The sequence below is a fragment of the Isoptericola sp. NPDC056618 genome, from assembly GCF_042792715.1.
In the GTDB taxonomy this organism is placed as follows: domain Bacteria; phylum Actinomycetota; class Actinomycetes; order Actinomycetales; family Cellulomonadaceae; genus Isoptericola; species Isoptericola nanjingensis.
The window spans coordinates 348,162-369,637 of sequence record NZ_JBHTVZ010000001.1 but is presented as its reverse complement, the minus strand read 5'-3'; the positions used below and the strand labels follow the sequence as shown (position 1 = coordinate 369,637).

Here is a 21,476-nt window from a genome sequence, read left to right as displayed (position 1 = left end):
GGACGAACAGGGGAGTGCGGAGCCAGATGGTTCAGGAGGCTGGAGCATGAGTCAGAAGAAGCGTGGTCTGGGTCGAGGGCTCGGCGCGCTGATCCCTTCCGGACCCGAGGGTGATCGTCCGGTCGACGTCTTCTTTCCTTCCGGCGAGGGTCGTGACACGACCGAGAGCGGCGGCGCTGCCGCTCTCGGTGTTGCTGAGCGTTCGGCAGCTGAGAACGGAGAGGACGGAGGGCGCGCTTCGCGCCGCTCTGCGTCGTGGGACTCGGCGATCGCGGGCGGTCGCCTGAGCATCCGGACGGGTGGCGAGCCACAGGTGAGGGCGCCCGGACCCGCAGGTTCTGCCGCTCCGGCCTCGGTCCTCACCGACGAGTCCGATGCTCCGGCCGACGCCGGCGGCCCGGGTGCGGAGCGTGTCACGGAGGAGTCCCTCGGCGCCGACGGTCTCTCGCTGGGCCTGATCACCAGCATCGAGTTCCCGGATGTCGACGACCCCGCCGATTCGTCGTCCGCATATGAAGAGCCGGAAGCGTCGGCGCCTGCTGTGGAGTCGTCGGCGCCGGAGGGCGCGACGCTTTCGGAGGTCGGGTCTGTTGACGACGTTTCACGTGAAACGGAGCTCAAGCCGGTGCCCGGTGCACGGTTCGCTGAGCTCCCTGTCGAGTCGATTCGCCCCAACACTTGGCAGCCGCGGACCGTCTTCGACGATGGCGAGCTCGACGAGCTGGTGGCGTCGATCTCGGAGATTGGCGTGCTCCAGCCGATCGTCGTGCGACCCGACGTCTCCGACCCCGAGCACTACGAGCTCATCATGGGGGAGCGACGGTGGCGTGCCAGCCAGGCCGCAGGACTCGAGACGATCCCTGCGATCGTGCGCGAGACCGACGACAGCGACATGTTGCGGGATGCGCTCCTCGAAAACCTGCACCGTGCGGCGCTGAATCCCCTGGAGGAGGCGGCCGCCTACCGCCAGCTGCTGGACGACTTCGGGTGCACTCATGAGGAGCTCGCAACGCGGATCGCCCGGTCGCGCCCGCAGATCTCGAACACGCTGCGCCTCCTGAAGCTGCCCCCGCTGGTTCAGCGACGGGTCGCCGCCGGCGTGCTCTCGGCAGGTCACGCGCGTGCTCTCCTCTCGCTGAGCGACGGCGCCGAGATCGAGCGACTTGCTCAGCGCATCGTCTCCGAGGGTCTCTCTGTGCGGGCCACGGAGGAGATCGTCACGCTGCTGACCAGCGGCGACACCGATTCGCCGACGCGTCGTGCGCCGCGCGCGGGTCAGCGCAGCGAAGCGATGGACGAGCTCGCGACCCGGCTTGCTGACCGGTTCGAGACGCGGGTGAAGGTGAGCATCGGGAAGACGAAGGGGCGGCTCACTGTGGAGTTCGCCTCGGTCGAGGACTTGAACAGGATCCTGGAAGTGATGGCACCCGAGGACCCCGGGCTCCTGCGCTCGGGACCCGCCTGACACGTGGCCGCCATGAACGGGCACCGCTCCTCGGAGGAGCGGTGCCCGTTCTGCGTGTCAGGGATCATCCAGAACCGCTTGCGGCGGCGAGGTATCGCTCGGGTGGGAACCCGGTCAGGCGCGCGCCGCGCACGGCGCATCGTGAGGTTCCGCGGACTGCGGCGAACCGGTCTCGGTGCCCGCCGGGGATGCATGTTTCACGTGAAACGCGTGGGCTTCTCGGGGCAGGGAATCCTCGCGCGGGGGCCATGGTGTGGCTGCGGCGACAGACCCGGCAGGCGCGTGGCGGGCGGGGCGCCTGACGGTGCGGCGGTGCCGCCGCGCAGGTGAGGACTAGGGGGGTATCGGACCACGAGGGGGACGCGGTGGTGGGTGGCGGCCGCAGGGAATGTCGGTCGGCGGCGACCGTCTTGCCCTCGGTAGCGGCTTCCGAGCGCTCACTGGCGAGACACAGGGCCAGAGTCAGGCGCGCGCCCCGTACCCGTGGGATTCGATTCAGGCGGGAGGCAGCCCGCCTGTCGCCTCATCCGGGTGGGTCCTGGATGGGGTCAGTGGGCGGCGGCACGCGCGCCGTGCGCAACCTGACGCGGCACAGCGAGGCGTCGGGTGGGTGACGACATTCCTGCAGGTGCCCGGCCTGCGTGACCTCTAGATGGCCGGCGCGAACGGAGAGGCGGTGGCGTCGGGAGCGTCGGTCGACAGCGCTGCTCGATCTCGACGGCGAGGTCGATCGTCAGGACGAAGCGTGCGCGTGCGGCGTTCGCCAGGGCCGCCTTGCCAGTGCGCGGGACGACGTGGCGGTGCATCGGGGTGCTGTGGCGGCGAACCTGCGGCGATCCAAGGGACACCTCCCGTTTCACGTGGAACGTCCATCGACACAGGGGCCCTGCGTCTCCGGAGCCAGCATGACTCGACTTCCCATGGCGTGGCCGGGTGCCGTTCCCGTTTCACGTGAAACACCTCGTGGGGTAGAGGAGGCACCTGCCGGCGTCCCGATCCGAATCCGCGTGGTGCGGATGCTTCTGCTCGCCTGGATGGAACGCCCGGACGGGAGCGCAGACGAACGACGCCTGGGGAGCGCACCGGTCGCTGGCGCGGGTGAGATGGGGTCGGCGGGCGAAGGACGCACCGGCCTGACGGGCAAGAGGAGCTGAGGACCCCGCGGCAAGGGGGTCGGGAGAGGAAGGCGTCGACGTCGGAGCGGGTGAGCCTGGTCCGCACGGGAGACGGTGATGGCAGCAGTTGGACGGGGGTGACCCCGCTGCCCAGATACACGGCTGGCCCCGGGGGGCCCGCACGGCGAAGTGGCGAAGTCGCGGGGCGGTGGGTTCGGCGCGACGGCACACACTCTTGTCCCGGTGTCCGGTGTCCCGGTGTCCCGTTTGCTGCCTTGGTGATCCAGCGATCGCTGGGGACCTGACTGGTGGTGGAACTCAGCGTGGTCTCGGTGCGAGGGCGCGGAGACCTCGACGATGCGGCGGTCGTGCCTCTGACGACGGCCAAGCCGAGGTCGGCGCTGGTGCTGGGGGCCATGCCGCGGCCTAGCGCCCATCGGTCAGAGCGGTAGATCGTCGCAGGTCACAGGCCTGTGGAACGGAGTGAAGGGCGGACATGGACGTGATCGATGGCGCGCCTATCGGGCGCGGGTCCGAGGAGCGGGCGGCGTGGGGCCACCGGAGAAGAGTGTGCGGGGTGTGTCCGCTTCGACCGGTCGAGGCGTCGAGCGGACGCAGGAAGCAGGGCCTGGGGCCCGCAGTTCGGAATCGGTGTGCTTGCGTGTCGTTCACCGACAGCCTGCCGTGGTGAACCGGCGGCGTCAGGGGCGACGTCCTCGGCGCGGGAGCCGAGACGGGCGGAGTCCGGGTTTCGGCACGTCGCGCGCGGTCCGAGGTGCTCCGACGCTTGATCGGCCGGCGTCGCTGGGTCGCCCTTCAGGGATGTGTGTGGTGGACGGATCGCGATGACGTTAGGGCGGGCCGAGCGGACGCCCGTCGAGCGACTCATTCCGGGAGGCGGCGGGACACGAGCCTGAGTCGATCGCCGTGCGTCTCGCCGCCCTCGCACCCCTGCGAGGGCGATGGTCACAGGGGGTACCGGCCCGTCCACCACTCTCAGGAAGATCGGCGCGACCCGGTCATATCTGGTGAATCGGGACGCGCACGCTCGGTGGAGCGCGACCAAGGGTCCTCGAGGAAGGGCCTGTTCCATCAGGAGCACGCCAGGTCGTTCCTGGACCGGTGAAGTCGCGGCCCCGGGCGTTTCGACCGGCTTGCTGCGGATCGACCCGACGCTCTCGACCACGGCCACGACGCGGCAGGCCAACGGCGCCGATGACGATCGGAATGTTCAAGGTGTTGGAGGGCAGTGGCGCGATCCAGACTCACGTGGCGTGACCCACGGGGCGACCTCGCCGTTCGGCACGGCGGAGGTGCGGAGGACCGATGCCGGACCGGCGATGGCCTACCCTCCTGCGTGGTGCCCGCGTGTCTCACAGCCGAGCATGACGAAGGCCGCCCGTGTTTCACGTGAAAACGGGCGGCCTTCGTGGAGGCGATCAGGCGCTCGGCGCGAGCACCGCCTCGATCTCCTCCTGCAGAGCGCGCTTCGGCCGGGCGCCGATCACGGACTTCACGAGCTCACCGCCGGAGTAGACGTTGAGCGTCGGGATCGACGTGATGCCGTAGGCCATCGTGGTGGCCTGGTTGGCATCGGTGTCCAGCTTCACGATCTTGATCTTGCCCTCGTACTCGTCCGAGAGCTCCTCGAGGATCGGGGCCACCATGCGGCAGGGGCCGCACCAGGTCGCCCAGAAGTCGACGAGGACAGGGACGTCGGACTCGAGAACCTCGGCCTTGAACGTGTCGTCGGTGACGGCGACGGTAGCCATGTGTCGCTCCTTAGGGATCGGTGAGAAAAGGTCAGCCGGCAAGCGCGGCGGGGAGCCCGTCCGGGTTGGGGACGGCCGGGGTGCCGGCGAGGGACTGCTCGCCCTCGGCATCGGCCACCTCGGTGAGGTACGACTGGGCGTCGAGAGCGGCGGCGCAACCGGACCCGGCGGCGGTGATCGCCTGCCGGTAGGTGTGGTCCACCGCGTCGCCGCAGGCGAAGACGCCCGGCAGGTTGGTGCGGGTGGAGCGACCCTCGACGAGGATGTAGCCCTCGTCGTCCAGGTCGATCTGGCCCTTGACCAGGTCGGTGCGGGGGTCGTGGCCGATCGCGACGAACAGGCCGGTGGTGTCGAGCTCGCGCTCCTCACCCGTGACGGTGTCGCGCAGCGTCAGCCCGGTGACCTTGTCCTCACCGGAGATGCCGGCGACCTCGCTGTTCCAGGCGAACTCGATCTTCGGGTCGGCCTGGGCGCGGTCGGCCATGATCTTCGAGGCGCGGAGCGAGTCGCGGCGGTGCACGATCGTCACCTTGGACGCGAAGCGCGTGAGGAAGGTCGCCTCCTCCATCGCGGAGTCGCCGCCGCCGACGACGGCGATGTGCTGGTCGCGGAAGAAGAACCCGTCGCAGGTGGCGCACCACGAGACGCCGCGGCCGGAGAGCTGCTTCTCCTCGGGCAGTCCGAGCTCGCGGTACGCGGAGCCGGTCGCGAGGATCACGGCGCGGGCCTTGAAGGTCTCGCCGCCGCCGGTGACGACCGTCTTGATGTCGCCGGTGAGCTCGACCTGCTCGGCGTCGTCCCACAGCACGCGGGCGCCGAACTTCTCGGCCTGCTCGCGCATCGCCTCCATGAGGTCAGGACCCTGGATGCCGGTGGGGAAGCCGGGGAAGTTCTCCACCTCGGTGGTGTTCATGAGCGCGCCACCCGCGGTGACGGAGCCCGCGATGACCACGGGCGCCAGACCAGCCCGCGCGGCGTAGACGGCCGCGGTGTAGCCCGCCGGGCCCGAACCCACGATGACGATGTCGTGCACGGTGGCCTCACCGGTGGTGTTGGTCGGCTGATCGGTCACGTTCTCTCCTGCTCGTCTGGTGGTCTTTCGCGTCCTGAGGCGCCATCGCCCTCAACATCCCGAGGGGGTGTGGTGTTCCCGGGCGACGGGGCGTCGCCCGGGAACGTCACGAGAGGACGATCTCGTTGAGCTCCAGGTAGTACTTGTCCCGGGTCTGCGGGAGCTCGGTGACCCAGATGACGAAGGAGTCGGCGACGGTCTCCTCCTTGAGGTCGAGCGTCGTCTCCGAGCTGAACGACCCCTCGGCGAGCACCGGGCCGTCGGTCGGCTTGTCCCGCGACGTCGCGCGGACCTCGACGTGGCCGCCCTCGGAGTTGGTGTTCAGCGTGATCGACGTGACCGGCGCCGGCTCCTCGAGCTCGATGACGTAGCCGAGGCCGCTGCGCAGCCCGGCGAAGTCCGGACCGTTGAACCACTGGGTGTACCAGAACGTCGACGGGTCGCCGTCGTAGGCGAGGTCGACGGCCTCGGGGTGCTGGCCGTCGCCCTCGGGGTCGAGCTGGTCGCCCGACGAGATGACGGGGCGGACCTCGGGGGTCTCCGACGGTTCGCTGGACTCGTCGTCCGTGGGCTCCTCGGCGGCCGCGCCGCCACCCGCGTCCTCGCTGGCGACCGGGCTCTCCGCCACGGACGGCGCCGACGGCGACATCACCTTGGAGACGGCCCACAGGGCGCCGGCGAGCACGAGCACGACGACGAGCCCGAGCACGATCGGCGTCGGGTTCACGCCCCGACGCTTGGGCGCCGGCGAGGACGCGAACCCGCCGGTGTCCGTGCGGGGCTCACCGCCCCCGGGCGGCGGAGGCACGGGGGCGTGCGCGGTCTGCTGCTGGACCGGGGCGCCCTGTGCGGTGGGGTAGGCCTGGCTGCCGTAGGCGGCCGCGGGCGCGGCGCCGTAAGCCGCTGCGGGCTGCTGGGCGGGGGCGGGCTGCTGCTGGACGGGGGCCATCGCAGCCGTGGCCTGTGCGGGCGGTACGGGAGCCTGAGCCGCGGTGGGCGCCGCGACCGGCGGGATCGCCTGCGTGGACTGCGGTGCCGCGACGCCGGCCGCCGCACCGGCGGCACCGCCGACGGCGGCGGAGCGGGCGATACGTCCGCTGGCCGGCCGGCGGACGGGCGGGGCGGGCGGCGGCGTCCCCGGCAGGGCGGCACCCGTCCCGACCGCGCCCATGACGGAGGAGCGCACCGGGGGCTCGGTCGACGGCTGCACGAACTGCGGGAGTGCCGCGACGACGGAGACCTCGCCCCACGGCGCGAGCGCGGCGACGACGTCGCCGGGCGTGGTGGGTGCGTCGGGGGAGTCGGAGCCGAAGGTCCGGCGCACCAGGGAGTCGAGCTCGGCGTCGACGTGCGGCACCAGCGTCGACACCGGGACGACGCCGCGCTCGTCGCGCTGCGCGGGCAGCGGACGCACGGCGTCGGGGGCGATCCAGGGCTCGTCGAGCGAGTCGCCCGGCCACCGGGCGGTGAGCGCGTAGTAGGCGAGGGCGACGAGGTCGCGTGCGTCCGCGGCGGCCGCGCCGGCGCCCGTGATGTGATCCCGCCCGCCGTCGACACCGGCGAGCGCGGCGTCGATGCCGAGCCCGGTGACGACGACGCGGTGGCCGTCGATCCGCACGGCCTCGGGACGGAGCGCGAGGTGGTGCACGCCGCGCTGCCCGGCGGCCTCGAGCGCCGCGGCGGCCTCGCCGACGACGGCGCGCGCCTGCTGGGCGTCGACCAGTCCGCCGGAGACGACCTCCGTGAGGGACGACCCCCGGTACGGCTCGGAGATGATGTAGCTGCGCCGGCCCGTGCCGAGGTCGGTGCTGCCGACGTCGAGCACGCGGGAGAGCCGCGGGTCGGCGACGAGCGCGGCCCGGCGCGCGGCGTCGAGCGCTGCGGACGCGTACGGGCCGTCGACGAACGTCACCCGGACGGGACGGTCCAGGATCTGGTCGTGCGCTTCCCACGCCTCGGCTGCGGCGAGGTCGGTGGCCGCGAGCTGCACGAGCCGATAGCGATCGACCATGACGGTCCCGGGATGGGCGGTGCTCACCTGTGCTCCTCGGTGGGGGTGCGGGGGGAGAGGGTCCTCCGGTCCATCGGACCATGGTACGGGCGGGCCGGTGCCCGTGAGGTCGCGCCTGGCGGGCGTGCCCGCAGGGCCCTCACGGAACCCGCGCGAGCCGGGCACGCGACCGTCGTCATCGCTTGAGCCGCCGCAGGACGGGGGCCAGCGCGTCGTCGAGCTCGCGCACGTGCAGGACCTTCAGCGCGAGCACGTAGCCGACCACCATCACGACGCCCGCGGCGGCCGTGACCAGCACGGAGTGGCCCCAGGACGTGACGTCGTACCCGTCGAGGAGGCGGACGGTCAACCACCCCAGGAGGGCGGCGATCAGGGCGCCGACCAGGGCGCGGACGTACAGCTGGAGGACGCGCCGGCCGTCCATGCCCTGGAGCTTGCGGCGCATGCCGCGCACGCGCAGCAACAGCGAGATCCACGTCGACAGCGCGTACGCGCCGCCGGCGGCGACGGCCCACCACTGAGGTGGCAGCAGGCGGGTCGCGCCCCACAGGACGACGACCATCGACACGGTCGCGATGACCTGGATGCCGAAGATCGAGCGGCCGTCCTCGAACGCGAAGTACATGCGGCGGACCAGCACCGTCGCGCCGAGGGCGACGATGCCGATCGACATCGCCTGGATGATCGGCGCGACGGCGCCGACCCCTTCCGCGTCGAGCGACGGCAGCAGGGACGCCGTGAGCGGGACGGCGAGGACGATGAGCGCGGCGGCGGAGAACACCGAGAAGACGCCCGCGGACCGCATGCCGAGCGACATGTCGCGGCGCACTCCGGGGAGATCGCCGGCCTGGACAGCCGCCGTCATGCGGGGGAACAGCACCGTGACGATGGAGACGACCACCAGGGAGTGGGGCAGCAGGTAGATCGTCATCGCGTTGGTGTACGCGGCGTTGCCGGCGAACGCCTCGTCGAGGTCCGTGCCGGTCTGCCCGGCGGCGCCGAGGACGTTGGTGAGGAACAGGACGCCCACCTGCTCCAGCGCGACGGCGCCGATGGTCCAGCCGACGACCGTCCCGGCAGCGCGCAGGCCGATGCCCCGCAGGCCGAGCCGGAACCGCCACCGGAAGCCGGTGCGTCGCAGCGCGAACACGAGCACCAAGGCCTGGGCCGCGATACCCAGGGTCGCCGTGCCGGCGAGGACCGCCGTCTGCGCCGTCGACCAGGTCGACAGGTCGGAGATGCCGCGAGACGGGGCGGTGCCCCACACGGCGATGAAAGCCCCGAAGCCGATCAGGGAGACGATGTTGTTCGCGACCGGGGCGACGCCGTAGGCGCCGAAGCGTCCCTGCGCGTTGAGCACCTGGCCCAGCAGCATGTACAGGCCGTAGAAGAAGACCTGGGGGATGCACCAGTACGCGAAGACGACGGCGAGGTGGCGCGCGTCGGCGTCCCAGGCGCCGCTGAGCGTCGAGAGCCAGATGATGAGCGGGGCAGCGACGACCAGCACCGCCGTGAGCAGCAGCAGCCCGAGGCCGGAGAGGGTGAGGAGCTTGTCGAGCCGCTCGCGGGCGTTGCGGGCGTTCATCGCCCGCAGGATCTGCGGGATGAGCACGGCCTGGAGCACACCGGCCGAGATGAGCGCGAACAGCATGTTCGGGAGCTTGTTCGCGATGTCGAACGCGTTGGCGACCGTACCGACGGCGCCGACGCACGCGACCAGCAGCATCGCGCGGATCAGCCCGGAGGCACGGGACGCGACGGTGCCCAGCGTCATCACGACGGATCCGCGGCCCAGGCTGGTACGCCGCACGCCACCGGCGCCGCCTTCGTCGGTGCTCCCGGTGCTCCCGGTGCCGTCGTCCTGACCGGCGCGGGCACCACCGGGGTCGCCGACCGGGTGCCAGCTCGCGCCGGGCGCGCCGGTCGGGTTCGCCGGGTCGGTCGCGTCGCCCTCGCCGGGCAGGTCGGGCCGGCCGTCGTCGGGGAAGGCGGACGTCGAAGTCATGAGGGGTCGGTCTCCGTGGCCTGGGCGGGCGGCGTGCGGGCGGCGGGGATCCCGCCGCCGTCTGGGTCGGGCGGGTCGTCGTCGTGCGGGTCGCGTGGCGGGCTGTCGTCGGGCGCGGCGGCGTCGGGGCCCTGGGGGTCGGCGGCGGCGTCCGCGACGCCCTCGTCGGTGGTCCGCGCCGAGGACCGCCCCCGACGCACCGTACGCCAGATTCCCCCGATGAAGAGGAGGGCGACCAGGGCGGCGACGACGGCGGTGCCCGCGGTCTCCCAGCCGGCACGGACGCGGAGGGAGAAGCTCGTGGGCCCCGCGACGACCGTGCCGCTCGGTGCGAGCACCTCGACCTGCACGGTGACGTCGCCGGAGCCGATGGCGCGCACGGGGACGTGCACGTTGGACGACGTGCCGGCGGGCACGACGACGGTCGGCCGCGACTCGACGACCAGCCGGGACGCGTCGGGCCGGAGCACCACGGTGACCGTGGCGTCCACGGGCAGGTCGTTGGAGACGGTGACCGGCAGCTTGCCGGTGTCGCTGACGAGCGTGACGTTGGACCGGTCGGCGACGCCGATGCCCTGCTGCAGGGCCTCGGACTGCTCCACGGCGAGGTCGACGGCGTTGTCGCGGGCGTCGGGCTCGGCGCGGGCGGCGACGGCGAGGGGGGCGACGAGCGCCTGGTCGGTGTCGCCGCTCAGCTCGACGGGGTCGCTGGCCACCGTGGAGAACGCGGCGAGGCCGCGGTGGGAGTCGAGGAGGCGGCGGACGGAGGAGGACGCCAGCTCGCCCTTGGACCGACCGGCCCGCTCGCCCCGAGCAGGGTCGGCGCGCGGCACGCGGGAGGCGGGGGCGGCGACGGTCTCGGACAGCGGCACGACGTCGGCCCACGACGCGTCGTGGAGGGCGCCGAGCACCGCGCCCACCAGGGCCGGGTCGGGCGACCAGTTCCGCGGGAGGGCGGCGAGCAGGTGCAGGTCCTGCTGCCCGGAGTCCTGCTGCTGGAGCGCGACGAGCGCGGCGTCGGCGAGCACGCGGGCGGACGCCTCGGCGGCCGACGGGGCGTCGTCACCGTCGGTGAGGGCGGCGAACGCCGACGACAGTCCCTCGTCGGCGACCAGCGCGGACACCTTGCCCGACGGCGTCTCGACGGCGGTGCGGGCGGATGCGGCGGCCCCGTCGGCGGGGGCGAGGCCGTCGGCCACCACCACCTGGTCGACGGGTGCCTCGCGTCCGGCGGCGAGGGTGGCGGCATCGGGCCGACCCTCCGGCCAGGCGACGGTGAGGTCCCATCGCTCGGGCCGCTGCCAGGCCGCCCCGAGCGCGGCCTCCCCGCCGGTCGCGGCCGCGACGTCCGCCCGGGACGGGTCGGCGTGCGCGACCGCCGCGAGGTCGGGGTCGTAGCCGGGCAGGACGGCGACGTCGGCGGGCTCACCGGACGCCGCCGTGCGGGCGGTGCCGGCGGTGCTCGTCAGGCTCGCCGACGTGCCGGCGTCGGTGGCGTCGGTGGCGTCGACGTCACCCGTGACGGGCGCACCCGTGAGCCGGGTCGCCCACGCCTGGGCGTCGTCGTCGTCCGCCCCGGCCGCAGCCGACACGAGGGCCGGGTCGACGGCGAGCGACATGCCGGGCGACGTGCCGGTGACCGACGCGGCGTCGAGCAGGCGGGTCAGCCGTCCGCCGGTCGCGGTCGCCGTGCCGAGCTCCAGGTCGTAGCCGTCCGGGTCCAGCGGGTCGACGGCGGGGCCCGTGACGGGGGCGGCGACGCTCACCGAGACCGGGTCGGGCGCGTCGCCCTCCGGTGCGAACAGGAGGAACGTGTGGACGACGTCGAGCGTGGAACCGCCGCGGGTGAGCGCGACGGACATCTCCCGAGGCCCCCACGGGTTCTCCGCGCTGAGGCCGAGGGTGTCGACGTCGAGCTCCATCGTGACCTGGGCGGTGTCCCCGGGAGCGAGGCGGTCGACAGGCTCGGCCGTCTGGGACCGTCCTGCGGTGCTGGTGCCGTCGTCGTCGGCCCAGGCCGCCAGGTCCTCGCGCGAGGTGACCGGGCGCCACGAGACGCCGAGGTCGAGCTGGGCGCCGTCGAGCGCGGCATCGGTGCCGTTGGTGACCCGGAGGTCGAGCGTCACGGTGGAGCCGGGGGAGGCGAGCGAGGGCGCGGAGCTCACGAGCTCGACCGTCGCCTTCCCGTCGCGGGCGGCGGGCAGGAGGGACGGCGAGGTGACGGCCGACGCCGACGCGCCGGGGAGCGCGCCCGTCAGGAGCAGCCCGGCGAGCAGGGCCAGCACGGGCAGGAAGGGGGCGTGGTGGAGGCGGGCCCGCCGGGCGGGCGGGGGCGCGGGTGCGGCGACGGCACCCGGGGGTCGGGAGGTGGTCACGCGGCGGGCCTCACTCGACGGCTCCGAGACCGGGGTGCCCGAGCACCTCGGGCGTGCGGCGCAGCACCTGCTGCGCGACGACGGCGAGCCGCTGCTCGTTGGGGTAGGAGAGCCGCTCCGTCAGCTGCTCGACCGGGACCCAGAGGGCGTCCTCCGCCTCGCCGTCGGGGTCGCCCTCCGCGGTGATGGTGCCGCCCTCCGCGCGCAGGAGGAAGTGGTGCACCACCTTGTGGACGCGGTGGTCCTCTCCGCTGAACCAGTAGTCGATGACGCCCAGGCGGGTGCGGATCGAGCCGAGGATGCCCGTCTCCTCGTGGATCTCGCGGACGGCCGCCTGCTCCGGCGTCTCCTCGCCCTCGAGGTGCCCCTTGGGCAGGCACCACTCGAGGCGCCCGCCGCGGTTGCGCCGCACGATGACGGCGGCCTCGGGGCCGCCGGCGGCGACCTGGACGACGAGCCCTCCCGCCGACGTCTCCTCGTTGACCGGCAGGTGCGTCGTCGTGCCCGACGGGGCGACGCCCACGACGGCGGGCGTCGCGGTGCCGCGCGGCCCCGCGAGGCGCGCGGGGTCGACCTTGAGGGGGTGTCCTCCCGGTGGCACGGGGACCGGCGCGGCCGGGCGCCGGCGCCGCGGGCCGGGAACCGGGGCCGGGGATGACATGCGCCCACCCTACCGAGTGGAGACGCCCCGCCGGCCCAGCCGCCGGGGCGCCGACGCGCGGGATCTGGGAGGATGGGACGCCGTGTCGACCCCTGAACCCCAGGCCCCTGCCGCGCTGCTGCGCCGCGCCCTCGCCGTGCTGACCGAGATGGCCCCCGCGGCCGTCGAGCTGGGCGAGGTGTTCCGCGCCGCCGGGCACGAGCTCGCGCTGGTCGGCGGGCCCGTCCGCGACGCCTTCCTCGGCCGCACCAGCAACGACCTGGACTTCGCGACGTCGGCCTCGCCTGACGAGACGCAGGCCCTGCTGGCCCGCTGGGGTGACGCCCACTGGGACATCGGGAAGGAGTTCGGCACGATCGGGGCGCGGCGGTTCGCGCGCACCGGAGGCGGGTCGGGCGACGGGACCGCGTCGGGCGACGTCGTCGTCGAGGTCACCACCTACCGCAGCGACGAGTACGACCCCGCCTCGCGCAAGCCCGTCGTGGCCTTCGGCGACACGCTGGACGGCGACCTGTCGCGGCGCGACTTCACGGTGAACGCGATGGCGGTGCGGCTGCCGGACCTCACGTTCGTCGACCCGTTCGACGGGCTGTCCGACCTGGCCCGCGGCGTGCTGCGCACCCCCATCGCGCCGGAGCGGTCGTTCGACGACGACCCGTTGCGCATGATGCGCGCGGCGCGGTTCGCCGGCCAGCTCGGGTTCGACGTCGAGCCCGCGACCCGGCAGGCGATCGTCGACATGGCGGGCCGGATCGACATCGTCTCCGCCGAGCGGGTGCAGGCGGAGATCTCCAAGCTGCTGCTGAGCGACCGGCCCCGCGCCGGGCTCGAGGTGCTGGTCGACACCGGCCTGGCCGACCACGTGCTGCCCGAGCTGCCCGCGCTGCGGCTGGAGATCGACGAGCACCACCGCCACAAGGACGTCTACCAGCACTCGCTCACGGTGCTGGAGCAGGCGATCGCGCAGGAGACCGGGCCGGACGGTCCCGTGCCCGCGCCCGACCTTGTGCTGCGCCTCGCGTCCCTGCTGCACGACGTCGGCAAGCCGGCCACGCGCCGGTTCGAGCCCGGCGGCGGCGTGAGCTTCCACCACCACGAGGTGGTCGGCGCCAAGCTGGTGGCCAAGCGGCTGCGGGCCCTGAAGTACGAGAAGCAGGTGGTCAAGGACGTCGCCCGCCTGGTGGAGCTGCACCTGCGCTTCCACGGCTACGGCGAGGGGCAGTGGACGGACTCGGCGGTGCGCCGCTACGTCACCGACGCCGGCCCTCTGCTCGAGCGGCTGCACCGGCTCACGCGTGCCGACTCCACCACGAGGAACAAGCGCAAGGCCCAGCGCCTCGCCGACTCGTACACCGACCTCGAGCACCGCATCGCCGCCCTGCGCGAGCAGGAGGAGATCGACGCGATCCGGCCGGACCTGGACGGCTCGCAGATCATGTCGATCCTCGGCATCGCGCCCGGGCCCGCCGTCGGGCAGGCGTACAAGCACCTCCTCGCGCTGCGGATGGAGCACGGTCCGCTCGGCGAGGAGCGCGCGGAGCAGGAGCTGCGCACCTGGTGGGCAGGCCGCGAGGCCTGACCGACCCTCCCTCGAGGGACGGCCACGGGTCTATCCTCACGCTTGCGCGCGGGCCCGACGACGAGCCCCGGAGCGCGACGAGCGGAGGCTGGGCATGAGCGGTTCCGGTTCGACGTCGGGTGGTGCGTCCGGCGGGGAGGCCACCGGCGGGGGCGCCGACGCGGGGGCGCGCGACCGGCGGGCGCGGCTCGTGGTGACGGCGTTCTACCTGGTGCAGGGCACGTGCTTCGCCGGCCTGCTCGCGCAGGTGCCGACGCTGCAGCACGACCTGGGCATCTCGGACGGCACGCTGACGCTGATCCTGCTCCTGGTGCCGGTCGTGGCCGGCGTCGGCAGCGTGCTCGCCGGTGCGCTCGCCCCGCGGGTCGGCAGCGCCCGCCTGCTGCACGTGTGCGGGCCGCTCGTGGCGCTCGCCGTCCTGGGTGCCGGCCTGGCGCCGACCGTCACGATCCTCTACCCCGTGGTCGCGGCGGTGGGGCTGCTGCTCGGCCTGGTCGACGCGAGCATGAACATGCAGGGCGTGGAGGTGGAGCAGCGGTACGGCCGCAGCCTGCTCAACTCCTTCCACGGCGCGTGGAGCGTGGGCGGCATCCTCGGGTCCCTGGCAGCCGTCCTGGCGCACTCGCTGGGCTGGTCGCTCGCCGCCGGGCTGGGGCTCGTCGCCGCCGTGGGCGTCGCCGTCGACCTCGTGGCGACGGCCGCGGCGTCCGGCGGCGCACCGCGTCCGGACGCGCGGGAGGCCGTGCCCGGCCTGGTGACGGCGGGACGCCCGCCGCGCCCGGTGAACGGCGTGCCCGAGCCGACCGGGCCGGTGGGCCGGGAGCGGGCCGACGCGGGCGCGTCGCGCGCCGCCCGCCCGCCGTGGGGCCCGCTGATCCTGGTGGGCCTCGCGGTGACGATCGTGTACGTCGCGGACTCGGCGACGTCGAACTGGTCCACCAAGTACATCCAGGACGCGCTGGGCGCGGCGGCGAACGTCGCGCCGCTGGGGCTGGCTGCCTACCTGGGGTGCCAGCTCCTGGGGCGGCTCGCGGCGGACCGGCAGGTCAACCGGTTCGGGCCGGTGGCGCCCGTCGCCGTCGGCGGGATCGTGGGGGCGGCGGGACTCGCCGCCGTGACGCTCGCCCCCGGGCCATGGGTCGCCGTCGTCGGCTTCGGTCTCACCGGGCTCGGCCTGAGCGTCGTGGTGCCGCTGGCGTTCTCGGTGGCGGGCCGGCTCGACCCCGAGGGGACAGGCGTCGCGGTCGCGCGCGTGAACCTCTTCAACTACGTGGGGTTCGTCGTGGGGGCGGGCCTGATCGGCGGCGTCGCCGAGGTGCTGAGCCTGCGGCTCGCCTTCGCGGTCCCCGCGCTGCTGGCGCTCGGCGTGATCGCGCTGGCGCCCACCTTCAAGGTCGCGGCCCGCGACGGCGTCGCCTCTCCGGCCGTCGCGCCCTGACGTCGGGGACGACGACGGGCGGCCACCGTCGTGCGACGGTGACCGCCCGCGGCGGCGCCTCCGGCCCGTGACGGGGCCGACCGGTCAGTGCGCCGCCGGCATGCCCTCGCCCTCGGGGGAGGCGGGCACGCGCCGCAGCAGGAGCGACAGCCCCACCGCGACGAGCATGATCGCCGCGCCCCAGACGAACGCGTCGCCGACACCCTCGGCCAGCGCGACCTGCGCCGTCGCGCCGTCCTCCATGAGGGCGACGGACCGCGTGGTCATCACCGCGACGAACATCGCGGTGCCGGCCGCGCCGGCGAGCTGCTGCACCGTGCCGATCGCGGCCGACCCGTGGGAGTACAGGGGCGGGGTGAGCGACGACAGCGCCGAGGTGAACAGCGGCGTGAACATGAACGCGAGGCCGAGGCTGAGCGTCACGTGCAGCGCCAGGATGTACCAGGGCGACGAGTCCGCGTGCACCTGCGTGAACAGGGCCAGCGCGATCGTCACGACGACCAGGCCCGGCGTGACCAGCGGGCGCGGGCCCACCCGGTCGTACAGGCGGCCGACCGTCGGGCCGAGCAGGCCCATGAGCAGGCCGCCCGGGAGCACGATGAGGCCGGTGGCCAGCGGCTCGAGGCCCATCGCGTCCTGGAGGAACAGCGGCAGCAGGATCAGCGAGCCGAACATCGCGAGCATGCCGACCGCCATGATGGCGAGGCCGACCGAGAACCCGCGGAACCGGAACACGCTCAGGTCGAGCAGCGCGCGGTCGTCGCGGGCCAGGAGGAGCTGGCGCCACGCGAAGAGGCCGAGCACCGCGACGCCGACGACGATCGGGATCCACGGCGCGACGGGCGGGGCGTGCCGTGCGGCCTCGCCGATGCTGGACAGGCCGTACACGAGCCCGCCGAACGCCACGGCCGCGAGGAACAGCGACAGCGGGTCGAGGCGCGAGTGTGTACGGTCGGCGACGTCCCGGACGTACAAGAAGCCCATGACCAGCGCGAGCAGGGCGATCGGGAGCACGATACCGAAGACCCAGCGCCAGCTCAGCGCGTCGAGGATGATGCCCGAGATGGCCGGGCCGAGCGCCGGCGCGGCGGCCATGACGATGGAGATGTTGCCCATCACCTTGCCGCGGATCGCCGGTGGCACGACGGTCATGATCGTGGTCATGAGCAGCGGCATCATGATGGCGGTGCCCGACGCCTGGACGATGCGTCCGCCCAGCAGCCACCCGAAGCCGGGGGAGAGCGCCGCGAGGAGCGTGCCCGCGCTGAACAGCGACATCGCGAGCAGGTAGGCACCGCGCGTGCCGAGGCGCTGCAGCAGGAACCCGGTGGCCGGGATGATGACCGACATCGTGAGCATGAACGCGGTGGTCAGCCACTGGCCGGTGCTCGCCGTGATGCCGAGGTCGGTCATGAGGGGGGCCAGGGCCACGCTCATCGTCGTCTCGTTGAGGATCACGACGAACGCGGAGCCCAGCAGCAGCGCGATGACGGTGAACTGCTGGCGCGTGAGGCGCTGGGGAACGGCCTCGTCGATGACGACGCCGCGGGCGGGCAGCGTCGTGTCGGCCGTGCCGGGAGATGCGGTGGCGGGAGTCGTCAGGGTGGCCTCCGGGGTCTGCGCGTCGGATGTGACGGTGGTGTCTGTCGGTCGGGGGGCTGGCACTCTGTGCTCCGCTCGCGTCGTGCCGGGGAACCCGGCGGAGGGCAGGGGAGGGCCGACGCCGGTGGGCGCGGCACGTCGTCGTGGTCGGTCGTGGCCCCGGGAGGTCACCCCGGTGCGATCATCGTGCGGTCACCGGACGGGCGAGACCGTACTGTGTACGACCACGAACCATCCTGCGATATTCCCGCTTCCCGTGACGACCTGATTTTCGGTCGGAACTCGTCGGTCGTCGCGAGAGCGGGTCAGGACGAGCGCGGGACGGGACCCCAGCCTGGGGCTCGGGCCGGGGCCGGAACAACGCCAGGTCCGGGAACGGTCGTGAACCGTCGGTTCACGATCCGCGCGGGCGTCAGGCGCGGGCGGCGGCGTCCCCGGCGCCCCCGGCCCGGCGGACGCGGGCCGGCACGTCGACGGGCGTGCGGGCACCCCGCGTCGCCATGAGCAGCGCGGCGAGCACGTAGGCGACGGCGAGGCCGACGAAGACGCCGCGGGACCAGCCGGTGTCCGGGAGGGTGAAGGCGGCGAGGGCGGCGGCGCCGACGAACGCGGCGTTGTAGAGCACGTCGTAGAAGGCGAAGGCGCGGCCGCGGAACTCGTCCTCGGCGTCGCGCTGCACGATCGTGTCCACGGCGATCTTGGTGCCCTGCGCGGCCAGGCCGAGGAGCGCGGCCCCGGTGTAGACGACGGCGCGCTCCGGCGTCGTGACGAGGAGCAGCTGGCTCGCGGCCGCGAGCAGCAGCATGACGGCGATCCAGCCCTGCGGGCCGGTGCGACGCGAGAGCGTCGGCGTCAGCACCATGGCGATCGCGCCGCCGGCGCCCGTGAGACCGATGACGACGGCGAAGGTCGCCATCCCGGCGCTCTGGCTGCCGGGGTCGAGCAGGTTGCGCGAGATGAGGATCGATGCGATGAACACCACGCCGTAGAGGAAGCGATGCACGGCCATCGCGAGCAGCGCCTGACCCGGGGTGCGCCGCGCGACGAGGTAGCGGGCCCCGTCGGCCAGCCCGCGGGCGACCTTGGCGATCTCCCCGCGCAGGTCGGCCTCGGCCGGCTGCTCGGGGCCGAGCTGGGTGCGCCGCAGGCGCGTGGCGAGCAGCGAGGCGACGCCGAAGACGAGCGCGGCGCACACGAGCGCGGACGAGTCCTTGACCCGGCCGGGCTCGAACGCCAGGCCGAGGACGAAGCCGATGCCGCCGCCCACGAACGCGGCGCCCGCGCCGAGCGTGGGGGACAGCGAGTTGGCGGTGAGCAGCAGCGGCCCGTCGACGACGCGCGGCAGGCCGGCGGACAGCCCGGCGAGGAGGAAGCGGTTGACGGACAGGGCCGCGAGGCCGATCGCGTAGATGGCCCAGCCGACGCCGCCGGCGAGCATGACGCCCGCCATCGCGAGCGTGAGCACCAGGCGCACGGCGTTGCCCCACACCAGCACCTGGCGGCGCTGCCACCGGTCGAGCAGCACGCCCGCGAAGGGGCCGACGATCGTGAACGGCGCGAGCATGACGGCGAACGCGCCGGCGATGGCCGCCGCCGTGCCCTGCGACTCGGGCGAGAAGAACAGCAGGGACGCCAGGCCCACCTGGAACATGCCGTCGCCGGCCTGCGAGACCAGCCGGACGGTGAAGAGCTTGCGGAAGCCCTCCAGCCGCAGCAGCGCGCGCAGCTCGTGCCAGGTCTCGCTCATCGCTCCCACGCCCACAGCCTAGGCGGTCGGCGTCCCGCGACCCCTGGGGCGGTCCCCCCGGTGGCCCGCGCGGTCAGGTCGTGAGTTCTGCAACCGGGCGACGGAAGAAGTTCACCGTGACACCTCTTGTCGAGGCCTACTTATAAAGGTACCTTTCATAACTCCACGACGATGTGCTCCAGGTCACGTCGCGTCCGGACAGGAGGGCGTATGCCTCGCACGACCCCCACCTTCAGCCGTCGGGAGGTGCTCCGCGCGGGCGGCCTCGGTGCCGCCACGCTGGCGCTCGGCATCAGCGCCCCGGAGACGGCCGGGGCGGCGTCGCCGTCGGACGGCTCGTTCGGGCTGGGGGTCGCGAGCGGCTCGCCGCGCCCGGACTCGATGGTGCTGTGGACGCGGCTCACCCGCGACCCCCTGGCCCCCGACGGGCACGGAGGCATGCCGCTGCGGAGCTACGGCGTGCACTGGGAGGTCGCCACCGACCCCGAGCTCGAGCACGTCGTGCGGCGCGGGCACGCGCTCGCGCAGCCGGAGCTGGCGCACTCGGTGCACCCCAAGGTGACCGGCCTGCGGCCGGCGACCGAGTACTTCTACCGGTTCCGCTCCGGCGCCACCTCGAGCACCGTGGGGCGCTTCCGCACGCTGCCGGCGGCTCCCGCCGTCCCGGACACGTTCACGGTGGGCGTCGTCTCGTGCCAGGCCTGGTACCACGGCCACTTCACCGCGCACCGGCACCTTGCGGCGGAGCGCGAGCTCGACCTGGTGGTCTTCGGCGGCGACTACGTCTACGAGTACGGGATCACGGCGGCGAACCTGTGGCGTCAGGGGGTGACGGTCGCGCCGGAGCACGCCGCCGAGGTGCAGACCCTGGAGCAGTACCGGCTGCGGTACGCCCTCACCAAGAGCGACCCGCACCTGCAGGCGCTGCACGCGCGCGTCCCCGCCGTGGCGATCTGGGACGACCACGAGGTGCAGAACAACTACGTGGGCGGTCGCTCCGCCTACGGCCTGCCCGACGAGATCTTCGCGCACCGCGTGGCCGTGGCCTACCGGGCGTTCTACGAGCACCTGCCGGTGGACCTCGAGGCGCTGCCCGACGGGCCCGGCTCGGACATCACCACCGGCTTCGACGTGGGACACCTGGCGAGGTTCTCCCTGCTCGACACCCGACAGCACCGCGACCCCGTCCCGGGGACCGCCGAGGAGCAGGCCGAGCCCGCCCGCACGATGCTCGGCCGCGCACAGGAACGGTGGGTGGAGGAGCGACTGGTCGACAGCCCGGCGGTCTGGAACGTGGTGGCGAGCGGCGTGGTCCTCATGCCGGTCACGGAGGACCGGACGGACCAGTGGGACGGCTACCCCGCGGCGCGGGCGCGGCTGCTCGACGCGATGGCCCGCAGCAGCGGCGTGGTCGTCCTTTCGGGCGACATCCACCACGCGGTCGCCGGCGAGCTGCGCGCCGACGTCGCGGACCCGGGGGCGGGGAACGTGGGCGTGGAGCTGGTCTGCACGTCCGTGGCCTCCGACGGCGACGGCGCCCCGACGGACGCCTACGCCCCGGACTGGCTCCAGCACGACTACGTGCGGCTCTACGACGGCCGGCGCGGCTACCTGACGGTCACCCTGACCCCGCAGGAGATGACGTCGACCTTCGTCTGCGTGCCCTGGGTGGAGGCCGACGACACCGCCCCGCGCGAGGTCCTCGCCCGATTCGTCACCCCCGCGGGCACGTCCCGCCTCGTCGAGGCCTGAAGGAGGCATCGTGCCCGTCCCGTCGTCCCGGCCGCCCAGGCAGGTCACCGGCCTGCGCGCCGAGCCCGCGATCGCACGCACCGAGCTGAGCTGGCGCTCGCTCGGCTTCGAGCCGCTCATCGACCACTACCGGGTGCACGCGGTCCGGGGAGCCCACGGCCCCTTCGAGCCGGACGGGGCGAACCTCGTCGGCAAGACGGTCTACCCGCAGCTCACGCACCACGTCGACCCGCGCGGCGAGACCTGGACCTACCGCGTCGTCGCGGTGTCCGACGCCGGGCGGACCGCCCGCCCGAGCGGCGTGCTCGTGGCCAGCTCGGTGGCGTCCGTCGTCGGGACCGGCCTGCCGGTCGCGACGATCGGCGACTTCGACGCGCGGACGCTGGAGCACCGGTTCGCGCCGGCGGGGTACGCGCAGATCCCGGCGGCCTATCCGGGCGCCGTGATCGAGCTCGAGCAGGGCGTCGACAGCCCCGCGGACTCCTGGCCGTACCTGTTGCCGGGACCCGGCGACGCCTGGGCCGGCCGCAAGGCGTACACCGCGCGCTGGCGCCTCCCGCTGCCCGCCGCCCCCGCGGCCGACCACGACCTCGCGCTGTGGCTCGTCGACACGACCCGCCTGGGCGGCACGCTCCGCGTGGCCGTCAACGGCTCCGCGCTGGCCGACGTCGCCCTGCCCCCGGGCGGGACGCGCGGCTCGCGCGAGGGGGACGCGACCGTGCCGGGGACGGCGCTGGTCCGCTCGTACCACGAGCTCCCGGTGCCGGCCGGCCGGCTGCGCGAGGGCGAGAACACGATCGAGCTCGTCCTCGCCGACGGCGGCTGGGTGGCGTGGGACGCCGTCGGCCTGTTCGCCCGGCGCTGACCGGCTCGAGGACACGA

Annotated in this window: 13 protein-coding genes; 5 read left to right on the top strand and 8 right to left on the bottom strand. The window is 73.8% G+C overall.

Annotation, left to right across the window (positions count from 1 at the left end; all coding sequences use genetic code 11):
- Positions 1 to 46: 46 nt before the first annotated feature.
- On the top strand, positions 47 to 1,465 hold the full coding sequence (locus tag ACFQ8T_RS01720; protein ID WP_430544839.1) for a ParB/RepB/Spo0J family partition protein: 1,419 nt from the start codon (positions 47 to 49) through the stop codon (positions 1,463 to 1,465).
- Between the two features lie 2,554 nt (positions 1,466 to 4,019).
- Here the strand turns inward: ACFQ8T_RS01720 and trxA are convergent.
- The 6 genes from trxA to ACFQ8T_RS01690 all read right to left on the bottom strand — a co-directional run bounded on the left by trxA (position 4,020) and on the right by ACFQ8T_RS01690 (position 12,476).
- Positions 4,020 to 4,352 (bottom strand): thioredoxin, encoded by a 333-nt coding sequence (trxA, locus tag ACFQ8T_RS01715; RefSeq protein ID WP_429762817.1) that lies wholly within the window; start codon positions 4,350 to 4,352, stop codon positions 4,020 to 4,022.
- Positions 4,353 to 4,383: 31 nt separating this feature from the next.
- Positions 4,384 to 5,424 carry a thioredoxin-disulfide reductase gene (gene trxB, locus ACFQ8T_RS01710; protein ID WP_430544838.1) on the bottom strand — a complete coding sequence of 347 codons (1,041 nt, stop codon included), beginning with the start codon at positions 5,422 to 5,424 and terminating at the stop codon, positions 4,384 to 4,386.
- A gap of 106 nt (positions 5,425 to 5,530) precedes the next feature.
- Positions 5,531 to 7,462 (bottom strand): hypothetical protein, encoded by a 1,932-nt coding sequence (locus ACFQ8T_RS01705; RefSeq protein WP_430544837.1) that lies wholly within the window; start codon positions 7,460 to 7,462, stop codon positions 5,531 to 5,533.
- Between the two features lie 148 nt (positions 7,463 to 7,610).
- Positions 7,611 to 9,440 (bottom strand): murein biosynthesis integral membrane protein MurJ, encoded by a 1,830-nt coding sequence (gene murJ / locus ACFQ8T_RS01700; RefSeq protein ID WP_430544836.1) that lies wholly within the window; start codon positions 9,438 to 9,440, stop codon positions 7,611 to 7,613.
- On the bottom strand, positions 9,437 to 11,815 hold the full coding sequence (locus ACFQ8T_RS01695) for a DUF6049 family protein (RefSeq protein WP_430544835.1): 2,379 nt from the start codon (positions 11,813 to 11,815) through the stop codon (positions 9,437 to 9,439). The genes murJ and ACFQ8T_RS01695 overlap by 4 nt, the downstream gene beginning before the upstream one ends.
- Positions 11,816 to 11,825: 10 nt before the next feature.
- A complete protein-coding gene (locus ACFQ8T_RS01690; RefSeq protein WP_430544834.1) occupies positions 11,826 to 12,476 on the bottom strand; it encodes an NUDIX hydrolase in 651 nt (216 codons plus the stop codon).
- An 82-nt stretch (positions 12,477 to 12,558) separates the two neighbouring features.
- On the opposite strand from ACFQ8T_RS01690, the gene ACFQ8T_RS01685 reads away from it, so the two are divergent.
- Together ACFQ8T_RS01685 and ACFQ8T_RS01680 are read left to right on the top strand one after the other, a co-directional pair.
- The gene (locus ACFQ8T_RS01685; protein WP_430544833.1) at positions 12,559 to 14,055 is read left to right on the top strand and encodes a CCA tRNA nucleotidyltransferase; all 1,497 of its coding nucleotides are present in this window, start codon (positions 12,559 to 12,561) and stop codon (positions 14,053 to 14,055) included.
- Between the two features lie 94 nt (positions 14,056 to 14,149).
- Complete coding sequence (locus ACFQ8T_RS01680; RefSeq protein ID WP_430544832.1) at positions 14,150 to 15,493, top strand: MFS transporter; 1,344 nt, start codon at positions 14,150 to 14,152, stop codon at positions 15,491 to 15,493.
- Positions 15,494 to 15,577: 84 nt separating this feature from the next.
- On the opposite strand, the gene ACFQ8T_RS01675 is transcribed toward ACFQ8T_RS01680, so the two are convergent.
- Both ACFQ8T_RS01675 and ACFQ8T_RS01670 read right to left on the bottom strand, forming a co-directional pair.
- Positions 15,578 to 17,050: an MDR family MFS transporter gene (locus ACFQ8T_RS01675; RefSeq protein WP_430545086.1), complete on the bottom strand. Its 1,473-nt coding sequence runs from the start codon at positions 17,048 to 17,050 to the stop codon at positions 15,578 to 15,580.
- A 457-nt stretch (positions 17,051 to 17,507) separates the two neighbouring features.
- Entirely contained in the window at positions 17,508 to 18,842 is a 1,335-nt protein-coding gene (locus ACFQ8T_RS01670) for an MFS transporter (RefSeq protein WP_430545085.1), read from the bottom strand.
- A 210-nt stretch (positions 18,843 to 19,052) separates the two neighbouring features.
- On the opposite strand from ACFQ8T_RS01670, the gene ACFQ8T_RS01665 reads away from it, so the two are divergent.
- Positions 19,053 to 20,594 (top strand): alkaline phosphatase D family protein, encoded by a 1,542-nt coding sequence (locus ACFQ8T_RS01665; RefSeq protein ID WP_430544831.1) that lies wholly within the window; start codon positions 19,053 to 19,055, stop codon positions 20,592 to 20,594.
- Between the two features lie 10 nt (positions 20,595 to 20,604).
- Entirely contained in the window at positions 20,605 to 21,459 is an 855-nt protein-coding gene (locus ACFQ8T_RS01660) for a hypothetical protein (RefSeq protein ID WP_430544830.1), read from the top strand.
- The last annotated feature ends 17 nt before the right edge of the window (positions 21,460 to 21,476 follow it).